Source organism: Microbacterium sp. cf332 (genome assembly GCF_900102175.1).
In the GTDB taxonomy this organism is placed as follows: domain Bacteria; phylum Actinomycetota; class Actinomycetes; order Actinomycetales; family Microbacteriaceae; genus Microbacterium.
Genome location: NZ_FNKN01000001.1, coordinates 1,157,053 through 1,175,816, shown reverse-complemented (window position 1 = coordinate 1,175,816; position 18,764 = coordinate 1,157,053). Strand labels below are relative to the sequence as shown.

16 protein-coding genes are annotated in these 18,764 nt (G+C 72.3%); 11 read left to right on the top strand and 5 right to left on the bottom strand.

The window, feature by feature from the left end; translation table 11 throughout:
* Nucleotides 1–4 precede the first annotated feature (4 nt).
* Entirely contained in the window at nucleotides 5–1,072 is a 1,068-nt protein-coding gene (gene ccsB / locus BLT21_RS05600; protein WP_091500257.1) for a c-type cytochrome biogenesis protein CcsB, read from the top strand.
* A 141-nt stretch (nucleotides 1,073–1,213) separates the two neighbouring features.
* Here ccsB and BLT21_RS05595 read toward each other — a convergent pair whose 3' ends face one another.
* Both BLT21_RS05595 and BLT21_RS05590 read right to left on the bottom strand, forming a co-directional pair.
* Nucleotides 1,214–3,265: a YhgE/Pip family protein gene (locus BLT21_RS05595; protein WP_091500254.1), complete on the bottom strand. Its 2,052-nt coding sequence runs from the start codon at nucleotides 3,263–3,265 to the stop codon at nucleotides 1,214–1,216.
* Nucleotides 3,262–6,093, bottom strand: coding sequence for an MMPL family transporter (locus BLT21_RS05590; protein ID WP_091500252.1), 2,832 nt, complete (start codon nucleotides 6,091–6,093; stop codon nucleotides 3,262–3,264). Before BLT21_RS05590 ends, BLT21_RS05595 begins: the two co-directional genes overlap by 4 nt.
* A 122-nt stretch (nucleotides 6,094–6,215) precedes the next feature.
* Between BLT21_RS05590 and BLT21_RS05585 the strand changes: the two genes are divergently transcribed.
* Nucleotides 6,216–6,833 (top strand): TetR/AcrR family transcriptional regulator, encoded by a 618-nt coding sequence (locus tag BLT21_RS05585; RefSeq protein WP_091500250.1) that lies wholly within the window; start codon nucleotides 6,216–6,218, stop codon nucleotides 6,831–6,833.
* A gap of 21 nt (nucleotides 6,834–6,854) precedes the next feature.
* On the opposite strand, the gene BLT21_RS05580 is transcribed toward BLT21_RS05585, so the two are convergent.
* Nucleotides 6,855–7,844, bottom strand: a complete 990-nt coding sequence (locus tag BLT21_RS05580) for an o-succinylbenzoate synthase (protein WP_091500712.1) — start codon at nucleotides 7,842–7,844, stop codon at nucleotides 6,855–6,857.
* Nucleotides 7,845–7,891: 47 nt separating this feature from the next.
* Here BLT21_RS05580 and BLT21_RS05575 point away from each other — a divergent pair, with 47 nt between their 5' ends.
* Genes BLT21_RS05575 through BLT21_RS05565 form a run of 3 tightly spaced genes read left to right on the top strand, consistent with a single transcriptional unit; the run spans nucleotide 7,892 to nucleotide 10,933 of the window.
* On the top strand, nucleotides 7,892–8,791 hold the full coding sequence (locus BLT21_RS05575; RefSeq protein ID WP_091500247.1) for a 1,4-dihydroxy-2-naphthoyl-CoA synthase: 900 nt from the start codon (nucleotides 7,892–7,894) through the stop codon (nucleotides 8,789–8,791).
* A 1-nt stretch (nucleotide 8,792) separates the two neighbouring features.
* Nucleotides 8,793–9,953 (top strand): AMP-binding protein, encoded by a 1,161-nt coding sequence (locus BLT21_RS05570; protein WP_091500244.1) that lies wholly within the window; start codon nucleotides 8,793–8,795, stop codon nucleotides 9,951–9,953.
* A gap of 11 nt (nucleotides 9,954–9,964) precedes the next feature.
* Nucleotides 9,965–10,933, top strand: coding sequence for a 1,4-dihydroxy-2-naphthoate polyprenyltransferase (locus BLT21_RS05565; RefSeq protein ID WP_091500241.1), 969 nt, complete (start codon nucleotides 9,965–9,967; stop codon nucleotides 10,931–10,933).
* A gap of 12 nt (nucleotides 10,934–10,945) precedes the next feature.
* On the opposite strand, the gene BLT21_RS05560 is transcribed toward BLT21_RS05565, so the two are convergent.
* A complete protein-coding gene (locus BLT21_RS05560; RefSeq protein WP_091500239.1) occupies nucleotides 10,946–11,206 on the bottom strand; it encodes a DUF4229 domain-containing protein in 261 nt (86 codons plus the stop codon).
* A gap of 53 nt (nucleotides 11,207–11,259) precedes the next feature.
* On the opposite strand from BLT21_RS05560, the gene BLT21_RS05555 reads away from it, so the two are divergent.
* Complete coding sequence (locus BLT21_RS05555; protein WP_091500237.1) at nucleotides 11,260–11,664, top strand: PLD nuclease N-terminal domain-containing protein; 405 nt, start codon at nucleotides 11,260–11,262, stop codon at nucleotides 11,662–11,664.
* 1 nt (nucleotide 11,665) lies between these two features.
* A complete protein-coding gene (gene menD, locus BLT21_RS05550) occupies nucleotides 11,666–13,507 on the top strand; it encodes a 2-succinyl-5-enolpyruvyl-6-hydroxy-3-cyclohexene-1-carboxylic-acid synthase (RefSeq protein ID WP_091500235.1) in 1,842 nt (613 codons plus the stop codon).
* A gap of 49 nt (nucleotides 13,508–13,556) precedes the next feature.
* Here the strand turns inward: menD and BLT21_RS05545 are convergent, their stop codons facing one another.
* Nucleotides 13,557–14,846 (bottom strand): isochorismate synthase, encoded by a 1,290-nt coding sequence (locus BLT21_RS05545; protein WP_256335970.1) that lies wholly within the window; start codon nucleotides 14,844–14,846, stop codon nucleotides 13,557–13,559.
* Nucleotides 14,847–14,874: 28 nt separating this feature from the next.
* On the opposite strand from BLT21_RS05545, the gene BLT21_RS05540 reads away from it, so the two are divergent.
* From BLT21_RS05540 to BLT21_RS05525, 4 genes are all read left to right on the top strand, one after another.
* Nucleotides 14,875–15,405, top strand: a complete 531-nt coding sequence (locus BLT21_RS05540; RefSeq protein WP_371113429.1) for a DUF402 domain-containing protein — start codon at nucleotides 14,875–14,877, stop codon at nucleotides 15,403–15,405.
* Between the two features lie 80 nt (nucleotides 15,406–15,485).
* Entirely contained in the window at nucleotides 15,486–16,223 is a 738-nt protein-coding gene (locus tag BLT21_RS05535) for a class I SAM-dependent methyltransferase (protein WP_256335925.1), read from the top strand.
* Between the two features lie 48 nt (nucleotides 16,224–16,271).
* Nucleotides 16,272–17,327, top strand: a complete 1,056-nt coding sequence (locus BLT21_RS05530; RefSeq protein WP_256335924.1) for a polyprenyl synthetase family protein — start codon at nucleotides 16,272–16,274, stop codon at nucleotides 17,325–17,327.
* Nucleotides 17,328–17,380: 53 nt separating this feature from the next.
* Nucleotides 17,381–18,754 carry an FAD-dependent oxidoreductase gene (locus BLT21_RS05525; RefSeq protein WP_091500231.1) on the top strand — a complete coding sequence of 458 codons (1,374 nt, stop codon included), beginning with the start codon at nucleotides 17,381–17,383 and terminating at the stop codon, nucleotides 18,752–18,754.
* Nucleotides 18,755–18,764: the final 10 nt, after the last annotated feature.

Below are 18,764 nucleotides of genomic sequence, written 5' to 3'. Positions count from 1 at the left end.
GACCATGCCCGAAGACCTGTCGCTGGATGCCGTCTCGGTCCTGCTCGTGTGGACGGCCGTCGCTGTCTATGCGCTGTCCTTCATCGCCTACGCCGTCGACCTGGCGCGCCGGTCCGACCTCGCGCTCAAAGCGAAGGACGCCGCCCCCGCGGCCGTCGCGGCGCCGGCCCTCGTGGCTGCCGGCGGACAGACCATCGGGCAGATCCGTGCGGCCGAGGCCGAGGCCGAGCTCGCCCTCAACGCCCGACCCGCCGACCGCCCGCGCCTGCTCTGGGCGCGCATCGGCACGGCGCTGGCGTGGATCGGCTTCCTGTTCCACGTGGCGGCGACCGTGCTGCGTGGCATCGCCGCCGAACGGGTGCCGTGGTCGAACATGTACGAGTTCGCGATGACCGGCACCCTGCTCGTCGTCATGGTCTACCTCGTCGTGCTCTTCCGCTACGACCTCCGCTTCCTCGGCACCTTCATCACGGGACTGACCGTGGTGCTCCTCGGTGGCGCCGCCACCAGCTTCTACGTCGTGGTCGTGCCGCTCGCTGATCCGCTGAAGTCGGTCTGGCTCGTCATCCACGTGTTCGTCGCGTCGCTGGCGTCGGCGTTCCTCGCCCTGGCGTTCGCCCTGTCGATCGTCCAGCTCATGCAAGCGCGACGCGAGGTGCGCGCGATCGCCCGCGTCGGCGCCGACAGCGCGACGGGCGACGACGCGCCGGCGCCGCGTGCTCCGCGTGAGGGGCCGCAATTCCTTCGTACGCTGCCGAGCGCCGAGGCGCTCGAGTCGCTGGCCTACCGCTTCGCGATCATCGGCTTCATCTTCTGGACGTTCACCCTCATCGCCGGCGCCATCTGGGCAAACGACGCGTGGGGGCGGTACTGGGGCTTCGACACGAAGGAAGTCTGGACCTTCGTCATCTGGGTGCTCTACGCGGGCTACATCCACGCCCGTGCGACGCGCGGCTGGCGAGGCAACCGCAGCGCGTGGCTTTCGATCGTCGGGTTCTCGGCGGTGCTGTTCAATTTCATCATCGTCAACCAGTTCTTCAAGGGTCTGCACGCCTACAGCGGCCTGAGCTGACCGCGCGCCGCGCTCGCGCGGCGTGGCGGGCGTGGCCTTCGCCTGCTTCGCCTGGCAGCAATCGCCCGTTCCAGACGCGCGAGGCGGCGTGAGCTGCCAGCTGAACCCTCGCGCGTGAGGGTCGGCGACGACGCGTGCGCCTCAGGCGGATGCGGGATGGAGCACGGCGCGCACAGAGGTCGTGCGCGCGCGGGCGATGACCACGACGGTGATGAAGAGCGAGAGCAGGGTCCAGATCACCAGCCCCGCGACGGCGGCACCACCGCCGCCGGCGGAGGTGAGCACCGACAGCAGGCCGCGGTAGGCCGACGCGGTCGGCAGGAGCGAAGCGATCTGCGAGAGCACCCCGGGCACCGTCGAGACGACGCCCGTCGCGACGGCCAGCACAGCGACTCCGGCCGCCACCCAGCGGCCGGCGCCCCCGAGCAGCGCGACGAGCGCCTGGTTCACGGCCGCGAAGGCGACGCCGGCCAGGGCCGACAGCCCGGCGAACGCGGCCCACGTCCACGGGTCGTACGAGGCCGCGAGCTGCACGACGACGGCGACCAGCACGCCCTGGACCAGGCCCACGACGGCGGCGGGCAGGAAGGCGCGCAGTGCGAGCAGGAACGATGGACGCCGCGAGGTCAGTGCGCCGCGCGGAACCGCCTGCAGAGCCACGAACGATCCGATCGCGCCGAGCCAGAGCGCGAGGCCGGTCAGCAGCGGGATCGCCGAAGCGCCGAACAGCTCGGAGCCCAGTCCCTCGGCGCCGACCGGCGCGGCGACGACGCTCGCGAGGTCGGTCGCCTGCTGATCCGTGTACGAGGGGAGGGCCGCGGTCGCGGTGTCGAGACCGTCGGCGAGGGTGCCGGTGCCGTCGGCGAGCGTGCCGACGCCGGATGCCAGCTCGCCCGCACCACCCGCGAGGTCGCCGGCGCCGCTCGAGAGCTGGGCGGCACCATCGGCCGCAGTGGACGCCCCGGGTGCGAGGGCCGAGGCACCGGAGGCGAGCTGACCGCCGCCGGCAGCCAGCGCATCGGCGCCGTTCGCAAGCTCGGTCATGCCGTTCGAGAGTCGCGTGGCAGCGTCCGCCGCCTGCTGCAGACCCGAGACGAGGGCGGGCGCCGAGGTCGCCAGACCGGAGATCTGCCCGGCGATCTGCCCGGACTGGCCGATCACGCCCGTGACCTCGGGCAGTGCCGTCTGCGTGCGATCGGAGACGGCGCGCAGCGCGTCGCAGACCTCCGGGGTGCCGCCGTCGGCTTCGCAGCTGGCGGCGACCGCGGCGAGCTCCTGCGCGGCCTGGGTCACGCCCGTGGCGATGCGGTCGGAGTTCTCAGCGAGGTACTGCGCCCCGGCCACCGCATCGGCGGGGATCTCGGGCACGGTCACGCCGCTCAGCGATTGCGACAGGCCCGTCGCCCACTGCTCGGTCCCGCCGGCGAGCTCGCGCGCTCCCTGCGCCCAGGTCGTCAGGCCCGACTGCGTCGCACCGGCACCGTCGGCGAGCTGCGATGCGCCGCCGGCGAGTTGCCCGACGCCGTCCGACAGGGCTGCCGCGCCGGTCTGGAGCTGTCCCGCGCCGTCGGCGAGCTGCGTCGCGCCGTCGGCGGCCGTGCGACCGCCGTCGGCGAGCTGGTGCGCGCCGTTCGCGGCGTCGCCGAGCTGGTCGCCGAGCGTCGTGAAGCCGAGGAACACGTTCTCGAGGTACACCGTCGAGAGTTGCGAGCCCATGAGCGAGGTGGCCGCCTGGGTGATCTGAGCGGTGATCGCATCATCGACGACGAGCCCGTCGGGTGCCGTGTCGACTCGGATCGTGGCTCTCTCGGGGGTGCCGCCCGGGGCGGTCGACGTCGCCGCCGCGGAGAAGCCGCTGGGGATCGTCACGACGGCGTCGTAGGTCCCGTCCGCCAGACCCGTGCGAGCGTCGTCGTCGTTCGAGATGACCCAGTCGAGGTTGCTCGGAACGTCGTCGGAGCCGGCGACGAGACCCGCTGTCAGCTGCCGGCCGAGGGGGACCAGCTGTCCATCGATCTCGACCGCCTGGTCGTCGTTGACGATCGCCGCACGCATGTTGTCGAGCCGCTCGACGGGGTTGTACAGCGCCGCGACGAGCACCCCGCCGATGAGGACGGGCAGCAGGATGACGCCGACGATCGTGAGCCACGTGACGGGTCGGCGCGAGCGGGCGCGTTCGATGGGGAGAGTCATGACGAGACCACCTCGGAGGTCGGGTTCGACGGCTGGGGCGCGGGCGCCGGTGCGGAGCCGTCGTGGAGGGGGAGGGACTGGGGAGCGGTGCGGTGGGCGTCGGCGAGCACGTCGAGGACGCCCTGTTCGCGGCGCGCGACGACCACGACCGTGAGCGCACCGGCGCGCGCGCCGGCGTTCCGGTCGCCGAGAGAGGCAGCAGCGTCTCGGAGCACTGCCGCGACCTGGTCCCGTTCGGCGCCGGTCACCGCGTCGAGGCCGTCGACGACCACGATCGTGGTGCTCCCGGCGACGGCCCGCCGCAGTTCGGCGATGGGGTCGCCGGCGGTGTCGAGGAGGGCGAGACCGACGTGCGAACGCACCCACGGCGCACGCTCGGGCAGCAGGTGCCCGCCGACGCGCAGCCGGCCTCCCTCGACCCGGAGGCGCCCGGAGACGGCGAGGGCGAACGCGCGCCCCACCCGCGGGTCCGGGTGCGAGGCGACGAGCGTGTCGCCGGGCTCGAGGCGGAAGGTCGCGCCCGCGAAGACCGCCGAGCGGCCGTCCTCGTCGGCGTAGACCGCGACGTCGTCTCCGACGACGGCGGCGGACGTGTTGCGCTCGGGCCAGTCGCGCAGCGACAGCTCGCGTTCGACCGCCTCGCCTTCGATGTCGAAGTGGGGGAGGATGCGGTCGAGCCAGCGGGGCATCCACCACGCCTTCTCGCCGAGCAGCGCCATCACCGCGGGCACGAGCGTCATCCGGATGAGGAAGGCGTCGACGGCGATGCCGACCGCCAGGCCGAGCGCGATGGGCTTGATCGACGAGTCGCCCTCGGGCACGAAGGCCGCGAACACGGCGAACATGATGACGGCCGCCGCGGTGACGACGCGGGCCGACGAGGTGAATCCGCTGCGGACGGCGCCGACGGCGGTGTGGCGGTCGGCGCGGCCGCCACGATCGCGCCGACCGTGCACGTAGTCCTCGCGCATACGCGATACGAGGAAGACCTCGTAGTCCATCGCGAGGCCGAACAGCACGCCCATGAGGATGATCGGCATGAAGCTGATGACCGGTCCCTCGCGGGTGACGTGGAGGAGGTCGGCGAACCAGCCCCACTCGAAGACCGCGGCGACGACGCCGAACGCGGCGAGCACCGAGAGCAGGTAGCCCAGCGCGGCCTTGATCGGGACCCAGATCGACCGGAACACGATCGTCAGCAGGATGAGCGAGAGGCCGACGACGAAGATGCCGAACGGCAGGAGTGCGGCGCCGAGGCGGTCGGAGATGTCGATGCCCACCGCGGTGAAGCCCGTGACTTTGAGGTCGACCCCGTACTCGTCGAGGAGACGGTCGTGCTGTGCCCGCAGTTCGCGCACGAGGTCGGCCGTCTCGGGGGAGTCCGGCGCGGTCTCGGGGACGATCTGGACGAGCCCGGTATCGGCCGTCTCGTTCGGCGTCGCGAGGGCGACCTCCTTCACGCCGGGGAGGGATGCGATGTCGTCGCCGATGTCCTGCATGAGGGCGAGCGGATCGGTCGAGGTCACGATCGTGCCGGTCATGATGAGCGGGCCGTTCGCACCCGGGCCGAAGTGCTCGGCCGTCAGGTCGTAGGCCTGTCGCGCCTCGCTCGACGGCGGCTGCACGCCGGCGTTGGGGAGCGCGAGAGTGAGGCTCGCCGAGGGTATGGCGACCACACCGAGTCCGACCACGACGGCGACGGTCGTCACGAGCGGATGCCGCGTGACGCCGCGGACCCAGCGCTCGGCGAACGAGCGACGTGCCGCGGGTGCCGTCTTCCGCGAGCGCTTCGTGCGGCGCGGCCAGCCGGCGACCCGCGCGCCGGCGAAGCCGAGCAGGGCAGGGGTGAGGGTGACGGCCACGACGACCGCGATCGCGACGGCGACGGCCGCGGCGATGCCCATGGTCGTCAGGAACGGGATGCCGGCGAAGCTCAGACCGACGAGCGCGATGAGCACCGTGACGCCGGCGAACGCGACCGACGACCCGGCGGTACCGGTCGAGCGGGCGGCCGACTCCTCGGGGTCCATGCCGGCGCGCACCTGATCCTGATGCCGCGCCGCGATGAAGAGCGAGTAGTCGATGCCGACGGCGAGGCCGAGCATCACCGAGAGGAGCGGGGTCGTCGACGAGACGGAGGCGAACTGGGTCGCGACGAAGATCATCGCGGTGGCGAGGGCGACGCCGATGAGCGCGCTCACGAGCGGGAACCACGACACCGCGAAAGAGCGGAAGGTGATGATCAGGACGAACAGCGCGATGAGCACGCCGATGACCTCGACGATCGACAGGGCGGGGATCGACGTCGAGAACAGGTCGCCGCCGAGAGCGATCTGCGTTCCGGCCGGCAGGTCGGAACGCAGCTGCTCGGCGACGGCGCTGAGCGCCTCCGTCGTGTCGCTGCTCACGGCGGTCGCCTCGCCGTCGAACTGGACGCGCACGATCGCCGCCCGATCGTCCTCCGACACCAGACCCGACACCGTCTCGTCGAACGGGTCGGTCACGGCGGCGACGTCGTCGCCGAGGCCCTCGAAGTCGGCGACGGCGTCGGCGATGTCTCCCGCGAACGGCTCGTCGCGCACGCTGTCGCCCTCGGGCGCGACGATGACGAGCTGCGCGCTCGTGCCGCTCGCCTGCGGGAAGGTGCGGCTCAGCAGCTCGAGGCCTTCCTGAGCCTCGGTGCCGGGGATCGTGAACGAGTTGTCGGTGCCCTTGTTCAGCAGGAGGGCGCCGCCGCCGGCGATGACGAGGATCAGGAGCCACGACACGAGCACCCGCCAGGGGTGGCGGAACGACCAACGTCCCAGGGTGAAGAGGAGTGTGGACACGGGCGCTCCAGAGGATGATCGTCAGAGGGTTTCGATACAGCGCTGTATCCGATACACCAATGTATCCTAGGTTCATTCCCCCGCGATCACCCTGGATGATCGATGTGAACCCGAGGAGCACCATGGACGCCGAGGCCCGCCCGGCCACCCGCAGCCGCGAGAACACGCGCACCCGGCTGCTGGATGCCGCTGCCGAGGTCTTCGCCGAGGTCGGCTTGGATGCCGCCTCGGTCGAGGCCGTCTGCGACCGCGCGGGATTCTCGCGCGGCGCCTTCTACTCGAACTTCGCGTCGAAGGGCGAGCTGTTCCTCGCCCTCGTCGAGCGCTCGTCGGGCGAGAAGCTCGACGCGGTCGCCGACCGGGTGCGGGCTCTCGACCGCTCGGCACAGCCCGACCCGGCATCCCTCGTCCCCGAGATCGTCGGAGTCTCGCTGGCGGGGATGGAGCCCCGGCTCGTGTCGGAGCTGCGCGCGCAGGCCATCCGCGACGAGCGGATCGCCGCCGCATACCTGACCCTGCAGGACGGCATCGTCGAACGGGTCCGCCGCATCGTCGACGACATCACGGCCGTGTACGAGCTGCGGTTCCGCATCCCTGCGGTGGAAGTCGCCCGCCTCATGGTCGATCTCGCCGACGCGACGTGCGAGCGCTCGGCCATCGAGGGCGCTGACGAGGCGGAGACCACGCGGCGGCTGCACGAGCGCATCGGGCAGCTCGCGACCGCCCTGCTCGTCGACTGAGCGCGCTCGACGCGCGGGCGTTCAGCGGGCCTGCGCGAGCAGGGCGTGGCAACGTCCGAGCCGGTCGAGCCACCATCGACGGCGGTCGGACGGGGCGGCGCTCTCGTCGAGGGCGGCGCGATCGACCTGTATTCGGCCGACCGGCAGGGCGCCGGCGGCCGGTCGCAGCGGCGAGGCGGCGACGTCGCGCTCGAGGAGCGACGCCGTGCCGAGCCCGCAGTCGAAGTCGAGATCGGGGAGGGATGCCGCGAGCGCGACCCCCATCGACAGCCCCACGCTCGTGTCGAGGGCGCTCGACACGACGGCGGGGAGTCCGGCTTCCGCGACGATCGCGAGGGCTCGGCGCACCCCGCCGAGGGGCTGCGCCTTGATCACGAGCAGGTCGGCCGCACCCGCCCGCGCCACGGCGAGCGGATCGGCGGCCTTGCGGACACTCTCGTCGGCCGCGATCGGGATGCCCATGTAGTGCACCCGTCGGCGCAGCTCGGCCAGCTCCGGCACGCTCGCGCAGGGCTGCTCCGCGTACTCGAGGTCGAACTCCGCGAGGGCGTGCAGCGCGTGCTCGGCCTCGTCGAGGTTCCATCCGCCGTTCGCATCGACGCGGATGCGTCCCTCCGGCCCGAGTGCGTCACGCACCGCGTGGACGCGCGCGACATCGTCCGCGAGCACCTGGCCGCGCTCGGCGACCTTGACCTTGACCGTGCGGCATCCGTCGAATCGGGCGAGCACGGCGGCCACACGACCGGCGTCGACGGCGGGCACGGTCGCGTTCACCGCCACGGTGTCGCGGAGCGGCGCCGGGGGAGCAGACCACCCGAACTCGAGCGCGGCCGACAGCCACGTCGACGCCTCGTCGTCGTCGTACTCGACGAACGGTGAGAACTCCGTCCATCCGTGCGGCCCCTCGAGGAGCAGGGCCTCGCGCACGTCGATGCCGCGGAAGCGGGTGGTCAGCGGCAGCGCCACGACGTGCGCCCGGTCGAGCAGGTCGGCCAGGGCGGGTAGGGGCAGGGCGTCGTCCACGCGTTCATCCTGCCACCGCGGCATAGGCTGGCGGCATGGTCTCGGAACTGTTCGATCCCGCGGAATGGTCGCTCGCCCCCGGAGCGGACGCGTACACCGACATCACCGCCCACGTCTCGCGCGACGGACGGATCGCCCGCATCGCCTTCGATCGCCCAGAGGTGCGCAACGCCTTCCGGCCGCACACGGTCGATGAGCTGTACCGCGCCCTCGACACGGCTCGTCAAGACCCGAGGATCGGCGTGGTGCTGCTCACGGGCAACGGCCCGAGCGCGAAGGACGGCGGCTGGGCGTTCTGCTCGGGAGGCGACCAGCGCATCCGCGGGCGCGACGGCTACAAGTACAGCGACGACGAGAGCGCCGTGGCCGACCCGGCCCGCGCAGGCCGCCTGCACATCCTCGAGGTGCAGCGTCTCATCCGGTTCATGCCGAAGGTCGTCATCGCGGTCATCCCCGGGTGGGCGGCCGGCGGTGGCCACTCGCTGCACATCGTGTGCGATCTGTCGATCGCCTCGGCCGAGCACGGCCGCTTCAAGCAGACCGATGCGGATGTCGGCTCCTTCGACGCCGGCTACGGCTCGGCCTACATGGCGCGCCAGGTCGGGCAGAAGGTCGCCCGCGAGGTGTTCTTCCTCGCCGAGGAGTACTCCGCCGCGCGCGCCTACGAGATGGGCGCGGTCAATCGGGTCGTTCCGCACGACGAGCTCGAACGCGAGGCGATCGCGATGGCGCGGACGATCCTCGGCAAGTCGCCCACCGCGATCCGGATGCTCAAGTTCGCCTTCAACGCGATCGACGACGGCATGGTCGGTCAGCAGGTGTTCGCAGGCGAGGCGACCCGGCTGGCCTACGGCACCGACGAGGCGGTCGAGGGGCGCGACGCGTTCCTGCAGAAGCGCGATCCCGACTGGTCGCCCTACCCGTACCACTTCTGACATGCCGGTGGATCTGGTGCCGGTCGGCCCGGAGCCGCGCGACGTGCTCCGGGCGCTCCGGCTCACCCTCGACGGCGCCGGCCCCGCCCTCGCCCTCGGTGCCGCGACGGCGCCCGCTCCCGGAGCGACGGCCCCGGCGGGGACGGCCGCGGTCGTGACGACCTCGGGCTCGACCGGAGTGCCCAAGAGCGTCGTCCTCAGCCGGTCGGCGCTGATCGCCAGCGCGACGGCGACGGCTGCCCGCATCGGGGAGGGGCGGTGGCTGCTCGCCCTCGCCCCCGGCTACGTCGCGGGCCTGCAGGTCATCGTCCGCGGACTGCTGGCGGGGCATGAGCCCGCGGTCCTCGCGGGGTCGTTCTCGCCGACGGCCTTCGCCGCCGTGACGGCCTCGATGCACTCGAGCGTCGGCGGGCACCGGGTGCCGATGTTCACCTCCCTCGTGCCCGCCCAGCTCTCCGACCTGCTCGACGCCGCCGAGACGGATGCCGCCGTCGCACGAGCGCTGCGGGCGTACGAGGCCATCCTGGTGGGGGGGCAGTCGCTGCCCGTCGCGCAGCGGGAGCGGGCCGATGCCGCGGGAGCGCGGATCGTGCGTACCTACGGGTCGACCGAGACGAGCGGCGGATGCGTCTACGACGGCGTCCCGCTCGACGGCGTCGGCGTCCGCATCGCCGACGGGGAGGTGCAGCTGTCGGGGCCTGTGCTCGCGGACGGGTACCGCGGTGAGCCCGAGCGCACCGCGACGGCGTTCGTCGTCGACGGCGGCACGCGCTGGTACCGCACGGGCGACGCCGGGGAGTTCGACGGCTCGGGACTGCGGGTGACGGGGCGCATCGACAACGTCATCGTCTCGGGCGGGGTGAACGTCTCGCTCGACCGCGTCGAGGCCGTCGTCCGTGAGCAGCGCGGCTGCGAGGCGGCCGTCGTCGTCCCGATCGCCGACGAGCGGTGGGGCCAGGCGTCGGCGATCGTCGTCGCGCGTGCGGCCCTCTCGGGTACCGGGGGCGATGCCGATCGGCTTCTCGCCGGTGCGCGTGAGGCGGTCGCCGACCGTCTCGGCAAGCCCGCACGCCCCGCCCGTATCGTCACCGTCGAGCGGATGCCGGTGCTCGAGAGCGGCAAACCCGACCGCGCGGCCGTCCGACGCATGCTCGCGATCTAAACTGATCCCTCGTGGCTCGTTCGTCCGGTTCTCCCAAATCGTCCCGTCCCGCGTCCCGTGGCGGCAACCCCGCCAAGCGCGGCCTCGTCGCCGCGCCGCCGCCGCGCACGGCGACCGCGCGCGACTGGATCGGCGCCGCGCGGCTGCGGACCCTGCCGCTCGCGATCACGCCCGTCCTCATCGGCACCGGAGCGGCGATGCTCGTCGACCGCGAACTGCACTGGGTCATCGCCCTGTGCTGCCTCGTGGTCGCGGTCGCGCTGCAGATCGGCGTCAACTACGCCAACGACTACAGCGACGGCATCCGGGGCACCGACGACGTGCGTGTCGGTCCGGCGCGCCTCACCGGAGGGCGGCTCGCGCGTCCCCGGACGGTGCTCATCGTCGCGCTCGCCTTCTTCGGCCTCGCCGCGGCGGCAGGCGTCGCCATCGTCGTACGCACCGGGCACTGGTGGATGCTGATCGTGGGCGCTGCGTGCGTTGTGGCGGCGTGGTTCTATACGGGCGGCAAGCGCCCTTACGGGTACGCGGGGCTCGGGGAGCTGTTCGTCTTCGTCTTCTTCGGTCTCGTCGCAACCGTCGGTACGACGTTCGTGCAGGCGGGCTCGGTGCCTCAGGAGGCCTGGTTCGGCGCCGTCGGCGCGGGCCTGCTGGCCTGTGCCGTGCTGTTGGCGAACAATCTGCGCGACATCGATCAGGATCGCATCGCGGGCAAGCGCACATTGTCCGTGCTCATCGGCCGCACGGCGACGCGCATCGTCTTCACGCTCTTCGTGCTGGCGCCGTTCGCGATCGCCGTCCTGCTCGCGCTCGTCTACCCGATCGCGTGGCTCACCCTCTTCGCACTGCTGCCGGCGCTGTCGGCCATCCTGATCGTGTGGACCTACCGTCAGCCGCGCGAGCTGGTCGTCGCCCTGGCGCTCACGTCGCTGACATCGGTGGCCTTCGGAGCATTCCTGCTCTGGGCCTTCGTGGGCTGAGCGCCCGGGCGCTCAGGACGCAGCGTCCTCGGCGTCGGCATCGGCCTGTTCGCCGGAGCTGCGCCGGGTGCGTCGCGCCGCCAGTCCTGTCGCGACGTCGTCGAGCGGGCGGCGCAGGAAGATCATCGACAGGCTGAGGCCGATGAGGGCGGCGAAGATCGCCGACAGCCAGTAGTACTCGCGCATGATCGGGATGAGCATCATGATCCCGAATGGAACGAGGAAGGCGAGCAGCCGCAGCACCGAGTAGAGGACGGCCGAGCGGGCATTCATCCCGTCAGTCTACGTCCGGGCCGGGCGGCCCGCCGGACGCCTAGGATGGGAGGATGGCGCGGCTCCTGCTCATCGGTGTGCTGCTGGCACTCGCCTTCTGGGTGTACAGCATCGTGGACTGCGCGCTGCAGGATGCGACCCGTCATCGCGGTGTGAGCAAGCCCGTCTGGATCCTCATCGTGGTCCTGCTGCCCGTGCTCGGCGGCATCCTCTGGTTCGTCGTCGGACGCGCGCGACGCTCGGCCGCTCCGGTGCGACGTGCGCCGGACGACGATCCCGACTTCCTCGGCAGCCTCGGATCGACCCGAGACCAAGACGATCGCATCCGGCGTCTCGAGGAAGAGCTCGCTGCTCTCGACGCCGAGGCCGACGACCCCCGCGACGTTCCGCCGACGCGCTCGTCGCAGAGCGACGACGACGCCGAGGGACCGGCCGGCTCGCGCGGCCCTCTCGCCTGACATGAGCGTCGTCGACGACGCCGGCGCCGGATCGGTGGACCGGGCCCCCGCGACCGACGCCGCCGCGGCTCTGCTCGGTGCGCTCGTCGCGTGCGGTGTGCGGCATGTGGTCCTCAGCCCGGGATCGCGGTCGCAGGCGCTCGCGCTCGTGGCGGCGGAGCTCGAGCGACGAGGCGTCATCCGTCTGCACGTGAGGATCGACGAGCGCGTCGCGGGATTCACCGCTCTGGGGATCGGTCGTGAGACCGGCCTCCCCGCCGCGGTCGTCTGCACCTCGGGCACCGCGGTCGCGAATCTCATGCCGGCCGTTCTCGAAGCCCATCACGCCGGAGTGCCGATGCTGCTGCTGACGGCCGACCGGCCGCCGGAGCTGCGGGGTATCGGTGCGAACCAGGCGACCCGTCAACCGGGTCTCTTCGCGGGGTTCGTGCGGCTCGAGCTCGACGCCCCCACGCCGGAGTCGGTCGACCCCGATCCGGGAGCCCCGCAGGCTGCCGAGCTCGCAGGCATCGCCGCGGACGCCGTGGCCGCGGCGCGTGGCGACCTGGCGCGTGCCGCCGGCCCGGTGCATCTGAACCTGCCGTACCGCGATCCCCTGTCGGGGGCGCTGCCGGCGTGGCTCGTCGAGACGGCCGACGCTGCTTCCCCGGGCGACGCCACCGCGGCCGGCCAGGCCGGAACGGGCGCCGCCGACGAGGCGGATGCCGCCGGTGGCCCGACGGCGTCGGGCGCCCACTATCAAGGCGGTGGAGGCATCGGCGAGGCCGAGGACCCCGCAGCCGACATCGCGCCGACGCGGCTCGCACGCGGACCGCGCACCCTCGTCGTCGCGGGCGCCGACGCCGGACCCGCCGCCGAGGACCTCGCGCACCGGGGCGGCTGGCCGCTCGTCGCCGAGATCGTGAGCGGAGCGCGCTTCGGGCGCCACCTCGTGCACGGCTACCGGGAGGTGCTGGGCCGTGCCGAGCTCGTCGACGCCATCGAGCGGGTCGTGGTGTTCGGGCATCCGACGCTCAGCCGGGAGGTGGCCGCCCTGCTGGCGCGTCCCGAGCTCGAGGTCATCGCGGTGCGCGGCCCGGGTGAGCCGCTCAACCTCAACGGCGCCACGACCGCGGCGGCGACGGTCGTCGTCGACGACGGTGAAACCGATCGGACATGGCTCGCCGCGTGGCTGCGCGCGTCGCGCGATGCATCCGTCGACCTCAGCCCCGCCGCTCCCGATGCCGACGGCCTCGCGTCGGACGTGCCGCGGGAGCGGCTCGACGCGATCTCTGCCGAGATGGCCGTGCTGCGTGCCCCGCTCGATCGTGCGTCGCTCGTCGACGCCGTCTGGCGAGCGAGCTGGCCTCACGACCGGCTGCTGTTCGCCTCATCGCGACTCGTGCGGGTCGCCGATGCGGTGCTCGGCGGCAAGAAGATCCCGGTGCACGCGAACCGCGGGCTCGCCGGCATCGACGGCATCGTCGCGACGGGCACCGGCATCGCGATCGCCAGCCAGGACGAAGCCCGCGCGGGCGTCACCCGTGTGCTCACCGGCGACCTGTCGCTGCTGCACGACGTCGGGGCGCTGCTGCTGCCCGGCGCCGAGCACGAGCCGCGCATCCAGGTCATCGTCGGGAACGACGGAGGCGGCACGATCTTCGACGGTCTCGAGGTCGCTCGCACCGCGCCGCGAGAGGACGCGGACCGCGTGCTGTTCACCCCTCATCAGACGCGGCTCGAGCAGCTCGCCCTCGCCTACGGGTGGGAGTACCGGCGCGTGACGACGAGGTCGGCCCTCGACCAGGCGCTGACCTCGCCGGTGGGCGGGCGGCAGCTCATCGAAGTGCCGCTCACGCGCTGACGCACGGATGCGGCATCCGCGGCGCCGTCCGGGATGACGGGCGGGTCGCTCAGGCGAGCGCGTCGATGATGGGACGGAACTTCACGCGCGTCTCCAGCATCTCCGACTCCGGATCACTGGCTCCGACGATGCCCGCGCCCGCGTATGCGGTGAACGGGATGGGCGCGTCGTCGGCGGGGCGGTCACGCGGACGGAACTGCGCGCAGCGGAGCGCGATCGCCCATTCGCCGTCGCCGTTCGCGTCGATCCACCCCACCGGTCCCGCGTAGCGACCGCGGTTGAAGGGCTCGAGACGCCGGATGGCATCCAGCGCCGCGGGCGTCGGGGTGCCTGCGACGGCCGCGGTGGGATGCAGCGCCGCGACGAGGTCGAGCGCCGAGGCGTCGCCGGCGAGCTCGCCCTCGACGTCGGTGGCGAGGTGCCAGACGTTGGGCAGCTTCAGCATGAACGGCTGTTCGCCCGCAACCAGGGATGACGTGGAGGGACGGAGGGCGTCGAGCACGCTGCGCACGGCGTACCCGTGCTCGTCGAGATCCTTCGTGCTGGTCGCGAGGGCGAGCGATGCCGCGGTGTCGGCGTCCGCGTCCGCGCCGCGGGCGATCGTGCCCGCGAGGACACGGGCCGTCACGGTGCCCTTCGAGACCGTCACGAGGGTTTCGGGGCTCGCCCCGATGAGGCCGTCGACAGCGAAGGCCCACGTGTCGGGATAGGCGGACGCGAGCGCACGCACGAGACGGCGCAGATCGGCGTCGGCCGGGACGGTGCCGGCGAGATCACGCGCGAGGACGACCTTCTCGATCTCGCCGCCTCGGATGGCCTCGACGCCGGCCCGGACGATGCGCTGATAGCCATCTGGAGTCAGAGCGCCGGGGCCGGTCGTGGCCGACCAGTGCGGCCCGAACCCGGTGGTCTCGGGGAGGTCCGCCGACGGCGTCCGTCCGTCCGCCGTGATCGCGGTGACCCACGAGCGGGAGCCACGCCGACCGACGATGACCTGCGGTACGGCGAAGTGCAGGCGCGGGGTCGACGGATCGGCGGTGCCGAGGCGGTGGGGGTCGAACGGCAGGGCGCCGAAGGCGACGAGCCCGGATCCCGGGAGCTGCACGGGGTCGTCGATCTCGGCACTCGAGATCGTCCGGCGCCACCAGGCGGCGACCGCATCGGGCCCGGTGTCCGACTCGGGCGCGACGAACGCGGCGGCGGTGCCCCGTGCGACGAGGACGTCGCCGCGGCGAGACCAGACCGTCGGGTCGTGGGGATCGGCGAAGACGAGCATCTCGTCGACCGACTCGATCTCGCGGGTGACAACGCGCAGCCGGACGGCGGGCGCAGAATCGATCACCAGACCAGCCTAGACTCGGCGCGTGATGCTCCGTCCCGCGCCGGGAACTCCGGTGACCTTCCGCTGGCGCAAGTGGGACGGCGGAACGCACTGGGTGCACGCCTGCATCTACCTCGGGAGCGACGAGCACGGCGACTGGTTCGGCCAGCGGCCCGGCGACCGCAGCAGCCGTCCCGGGCGCGACTTCGTCGTCGCGCACCCGAGCATCATGCTGCTTCCGCCCGTCGGCGAGTGGGTGCTGACGATGAACGCACCGCCGCACCCGACCCGCGTCTACATCGACATCGCCTGGGATGCCCGGTGGGACGCGGGCGGCGAGCCGACGGCCGTCGACATGGACCTGGACGTCGTCGACTCGGCCACGCGCGGCATCTGGATCGACGATCGCGACGAGTGGGACGAGCACCGCGTGGCCTACGGCTACCCAGCCGACGTCGTCGCCGAGCTCGAGGCGCTCGCCGTCGACCTCGAGACCGCCGTCACCGCGCACCGCCCGCCCTTCGACGAGGCCACGGCCGCCCACTGGCTCGGCGTCCTCGCCGCGCTGCCGGCCTGATCGGATCGCCGAGCGCCCCGCGCCCGCCGCCCGAGGCCGCACGCGAGCCTGGGGGCCCGCTCGCGCCTAGACTCGAACCCGTGACCAGCGAGCCCAACCGCGCCGACCTCGGCAAGGATCCGTCGCGCGTCAGCGGCATGTTCGACCAGGTCGCGGGCGCCTACGACCGCACCAACGACGTCCTGAGCCTCGGCCAGGACCGGCTCTGGCGCATCGCGGCGACGCGCGCGATCGACCCGCAGCCGGGCGAGCGTATCCTCGACCTCGCCGCGGGGACCGGGGCGAGCTCCGTCTCGCTCGCCCGCAGCGGTGCCGAGGTCGTGGCCGCCGACTTCTCGCCGGGGATGATCGCCGAGGGCGTGCGCCGGTACGGACCGCGGGCCGCGGGTGGCGGCATCCCGAACCTCTCGTTCGTCGAAGCGGATGCGACGGACCTGCCCTTCGGAGACGCCGAGTTCGACGTCGTCACGATCTCGTTCGGGCTGCGCAACGTCAACGAGCCCAAGAAGGCGCTCGCCGAGATGCTCCGGGTCACCAAGCCCGGTGGGCGCCTGCTGATCAGCGAGTTCTCGCAGCCGCCCTCGCGCGCGTTCGGCGGGCTGTACCGGTTCTACAACGACCGCGTGCTGCCGGTCGTCGCCCGGTTCGTGAGCTCCAACGCCGAGGCGTACGACTACCTCAACGAGTCGATCCGCGACTGGCCCGACCAGCGGACCTTGTCGGCGTGGATCCGCGACGCCGGTTGGGACGGCGTGGCCCATCGCGACCTGTCGTTCGGGATCGTCGCTCTGCACCGCGCTGTCAAGCCTGCTGCCTGAAGCGGCTCGCGAGGATCGACGCCGTCGCCCGGCCGGTAGGCTGGACCCGTGACATCGAGCCCCTCCGCGCCGCGGCTGGCGAAGCACCTCGGCATGACCGAGCGCATCTTCGCCGGTCCTCGGACCCGCAAGCTGCTCGCGACCGTCGAAGCCGGGCTCGAGCGCGTCGAGGAGCGCCTCGGCGATGAGCTCACCGTCAGCGACTCCCTGGTCGATGCGAAGACGCGGTACCTCTACGAGGCGGGTGGCAAACGGCTGCGACCGATGCTCGCACTGCTGACCGCTCAGCTCGGCAACGGCGCGACCGACGACGTGATCGCCGGTGCCGCCGCCCTCGAGCTGACGCATCTCGGATCGCTCTACCACGACGACGTCATGGACGGCGCGGACAAGCGCCGCGGGGTGCCCAGTGCGCACGAGGTGTGGGGCAACAACGTCGCGATCCTCACCGGTGATCTCTTGTTCTCCCGGGCCAGCCAGCTCATGGCGCGCATCGGAGAGCGGGCGATCCGCGTCCAGGCCGACACCTTCGAACGCCTCGTTCTCGGTCAGATGCACGAGACGCTCGGCGCCCAGTCGGGTGACGATCCCGTCGAGTTCTACATCCAGGTGCTCGCCGACAAGACCGGCTCGCTCATCGCCGCTGCGGCTCAGGTGGGCGTGCTGTTCTCGGGCGGGCCCGAGGAGTACGCCGACTCGCTGCTGTCGTTCGGCGAGAAGGCCGGCGTCGCGTTCCAACTGCTCGACGACGTCATCGACCTGTCGGCCGACCCCGAGGCGACGGGCAAGGTGCCGGGCACCGATCTGCGCGCCGGCGTTCCGACCATGCCGTACCTGCTTCTCACGCGCGCGAGCGACGACGCCTCGCGCGAGCTCGCCGAGACGATCGACCGCGGTGTCGCCGAGATCGCCGAGGGCGCCGACCCCGCGATCCTCGACGAGCCGCTCGCGCGCCTCCGCGACCACGCCGTCACCGCCGAGACGCGCCGCCTCGCCGAGAAATGGGCCGACGACGCGGTCGCGGCCCTCGCGCCGCTTCCCGCCGGCGCCGTGCGCGACGCGCTGACCCGGTTCGCCGAGGTCGTCGTCGACCGCGCGAGCTGACACAGACCCCCGCTGCGCCCGCGCTCGGGCGCGACCAGGAACGAGGAACACCCATGACCAAGCTGAGGCTGGCCATCGTCGGAGCCGGACCCGCTGGCATCTACGCCGCGGATCTGCTGCTGAAGGCCGAGCGCAAGTTCGACGTCTCGATCGATCTCTTCGATCACCTTCCCGCGCCCTACGGTCTCGTCCGCTACGGCGTCGCTCCCGATCACCCCCGCATCAAGGGCATCATCAACGCGCTCCGCGACGTCATCGACAGCGGCCACATCCGGCTGTTCGGCAACGTGCGCTTCGGCGAGGACATCACCCTCGACGACCTCAAGCACCACTACAACGCCGTCATCTTCGCCACCGGTGCCGTGCGCGACGCGGCGCTCGACATCCCGGGCATCGACGCGGAGGGCTCCTACGGCGCGGCAGACTTCGTCAGCTGGTACGACGGACACCCCGACTTCCCGCGCGAGTGGCCGCTCGACGCGGCATCCGTCGGCGTCATCGGGAACGGCAACGTCGCCCTCGACGTCGCGCGGGTGCTCGCCAAGCACGCCGACGACCTGCTCGTGACCGAGATCCCCGACAACGTGTACCAGGGCCTGCGGTCCTCGGCCGTGACCGATGTCCACGTCTTCGGGCGGCGCGGCCCCGCGCAGGTCAAGTTCACGCCCCTCGAGCTGCGCGAGCTCGGTGAGCTGCGCGACGTCGACCTCGTGGTCCACGACGAGGATTTCGACTACGACGAGGCGTCGAAGGCGGCCATCGCGTCGAACAAGCAGGTCATGGTCATCGATCGCGTGCTGCAGTCATGGCGTCAGCGCCCGGGCGTCAACGGCGCCGGGGGAGAGGCGTCGCGCCGGCTGCACCTGCACTTCTACGCGAAGCCGGTCGAGGTGAAGCAGGATGCCGACGGCCGTGTCGCCGCGCTCGTCTACGAGCGCACGCGTCCCGACGGCGTGGGCGGCGTCGAGGGCACCGGCGAGCTGCGCGAGGTGCCGCTGCAGGGCCTCTATCGGGCGGTCGGCTACTTCGGGTCGCCGCTGCCGGGGGTGCCCTTCGACGACACGCACGGCGTCATCCCCAACCACGAGGGCCAGGTGCTGCACGCGGACTCGAACGAGCGTGTCCCGGGCGTCTATGCGACGGGCTGGATCAAGCGCGGACCGGTCGGGCTCATCGGCCATACCAAGTCGGATGCCATGGAGACCGTGCGTCACGTCATCAACGACCAGGGCTCGTGGTGGCAGCCGGCCGATCCCTCCGAGCAGGGGGTCGTCGATCTTCTCGCCGGGCGCGGCGTGGTCTGGACCGATCTCGACGGCTGGCACCGTCTCGACGAGCACGAGATCGCGCTGGGTGCACCGGCCGAGCGCGCGCGCGTCAAGGTCGTCGATCGCGACGAGATGGTCGCCGTCTCGCGCGGTGAGTGAGGCGTCGACG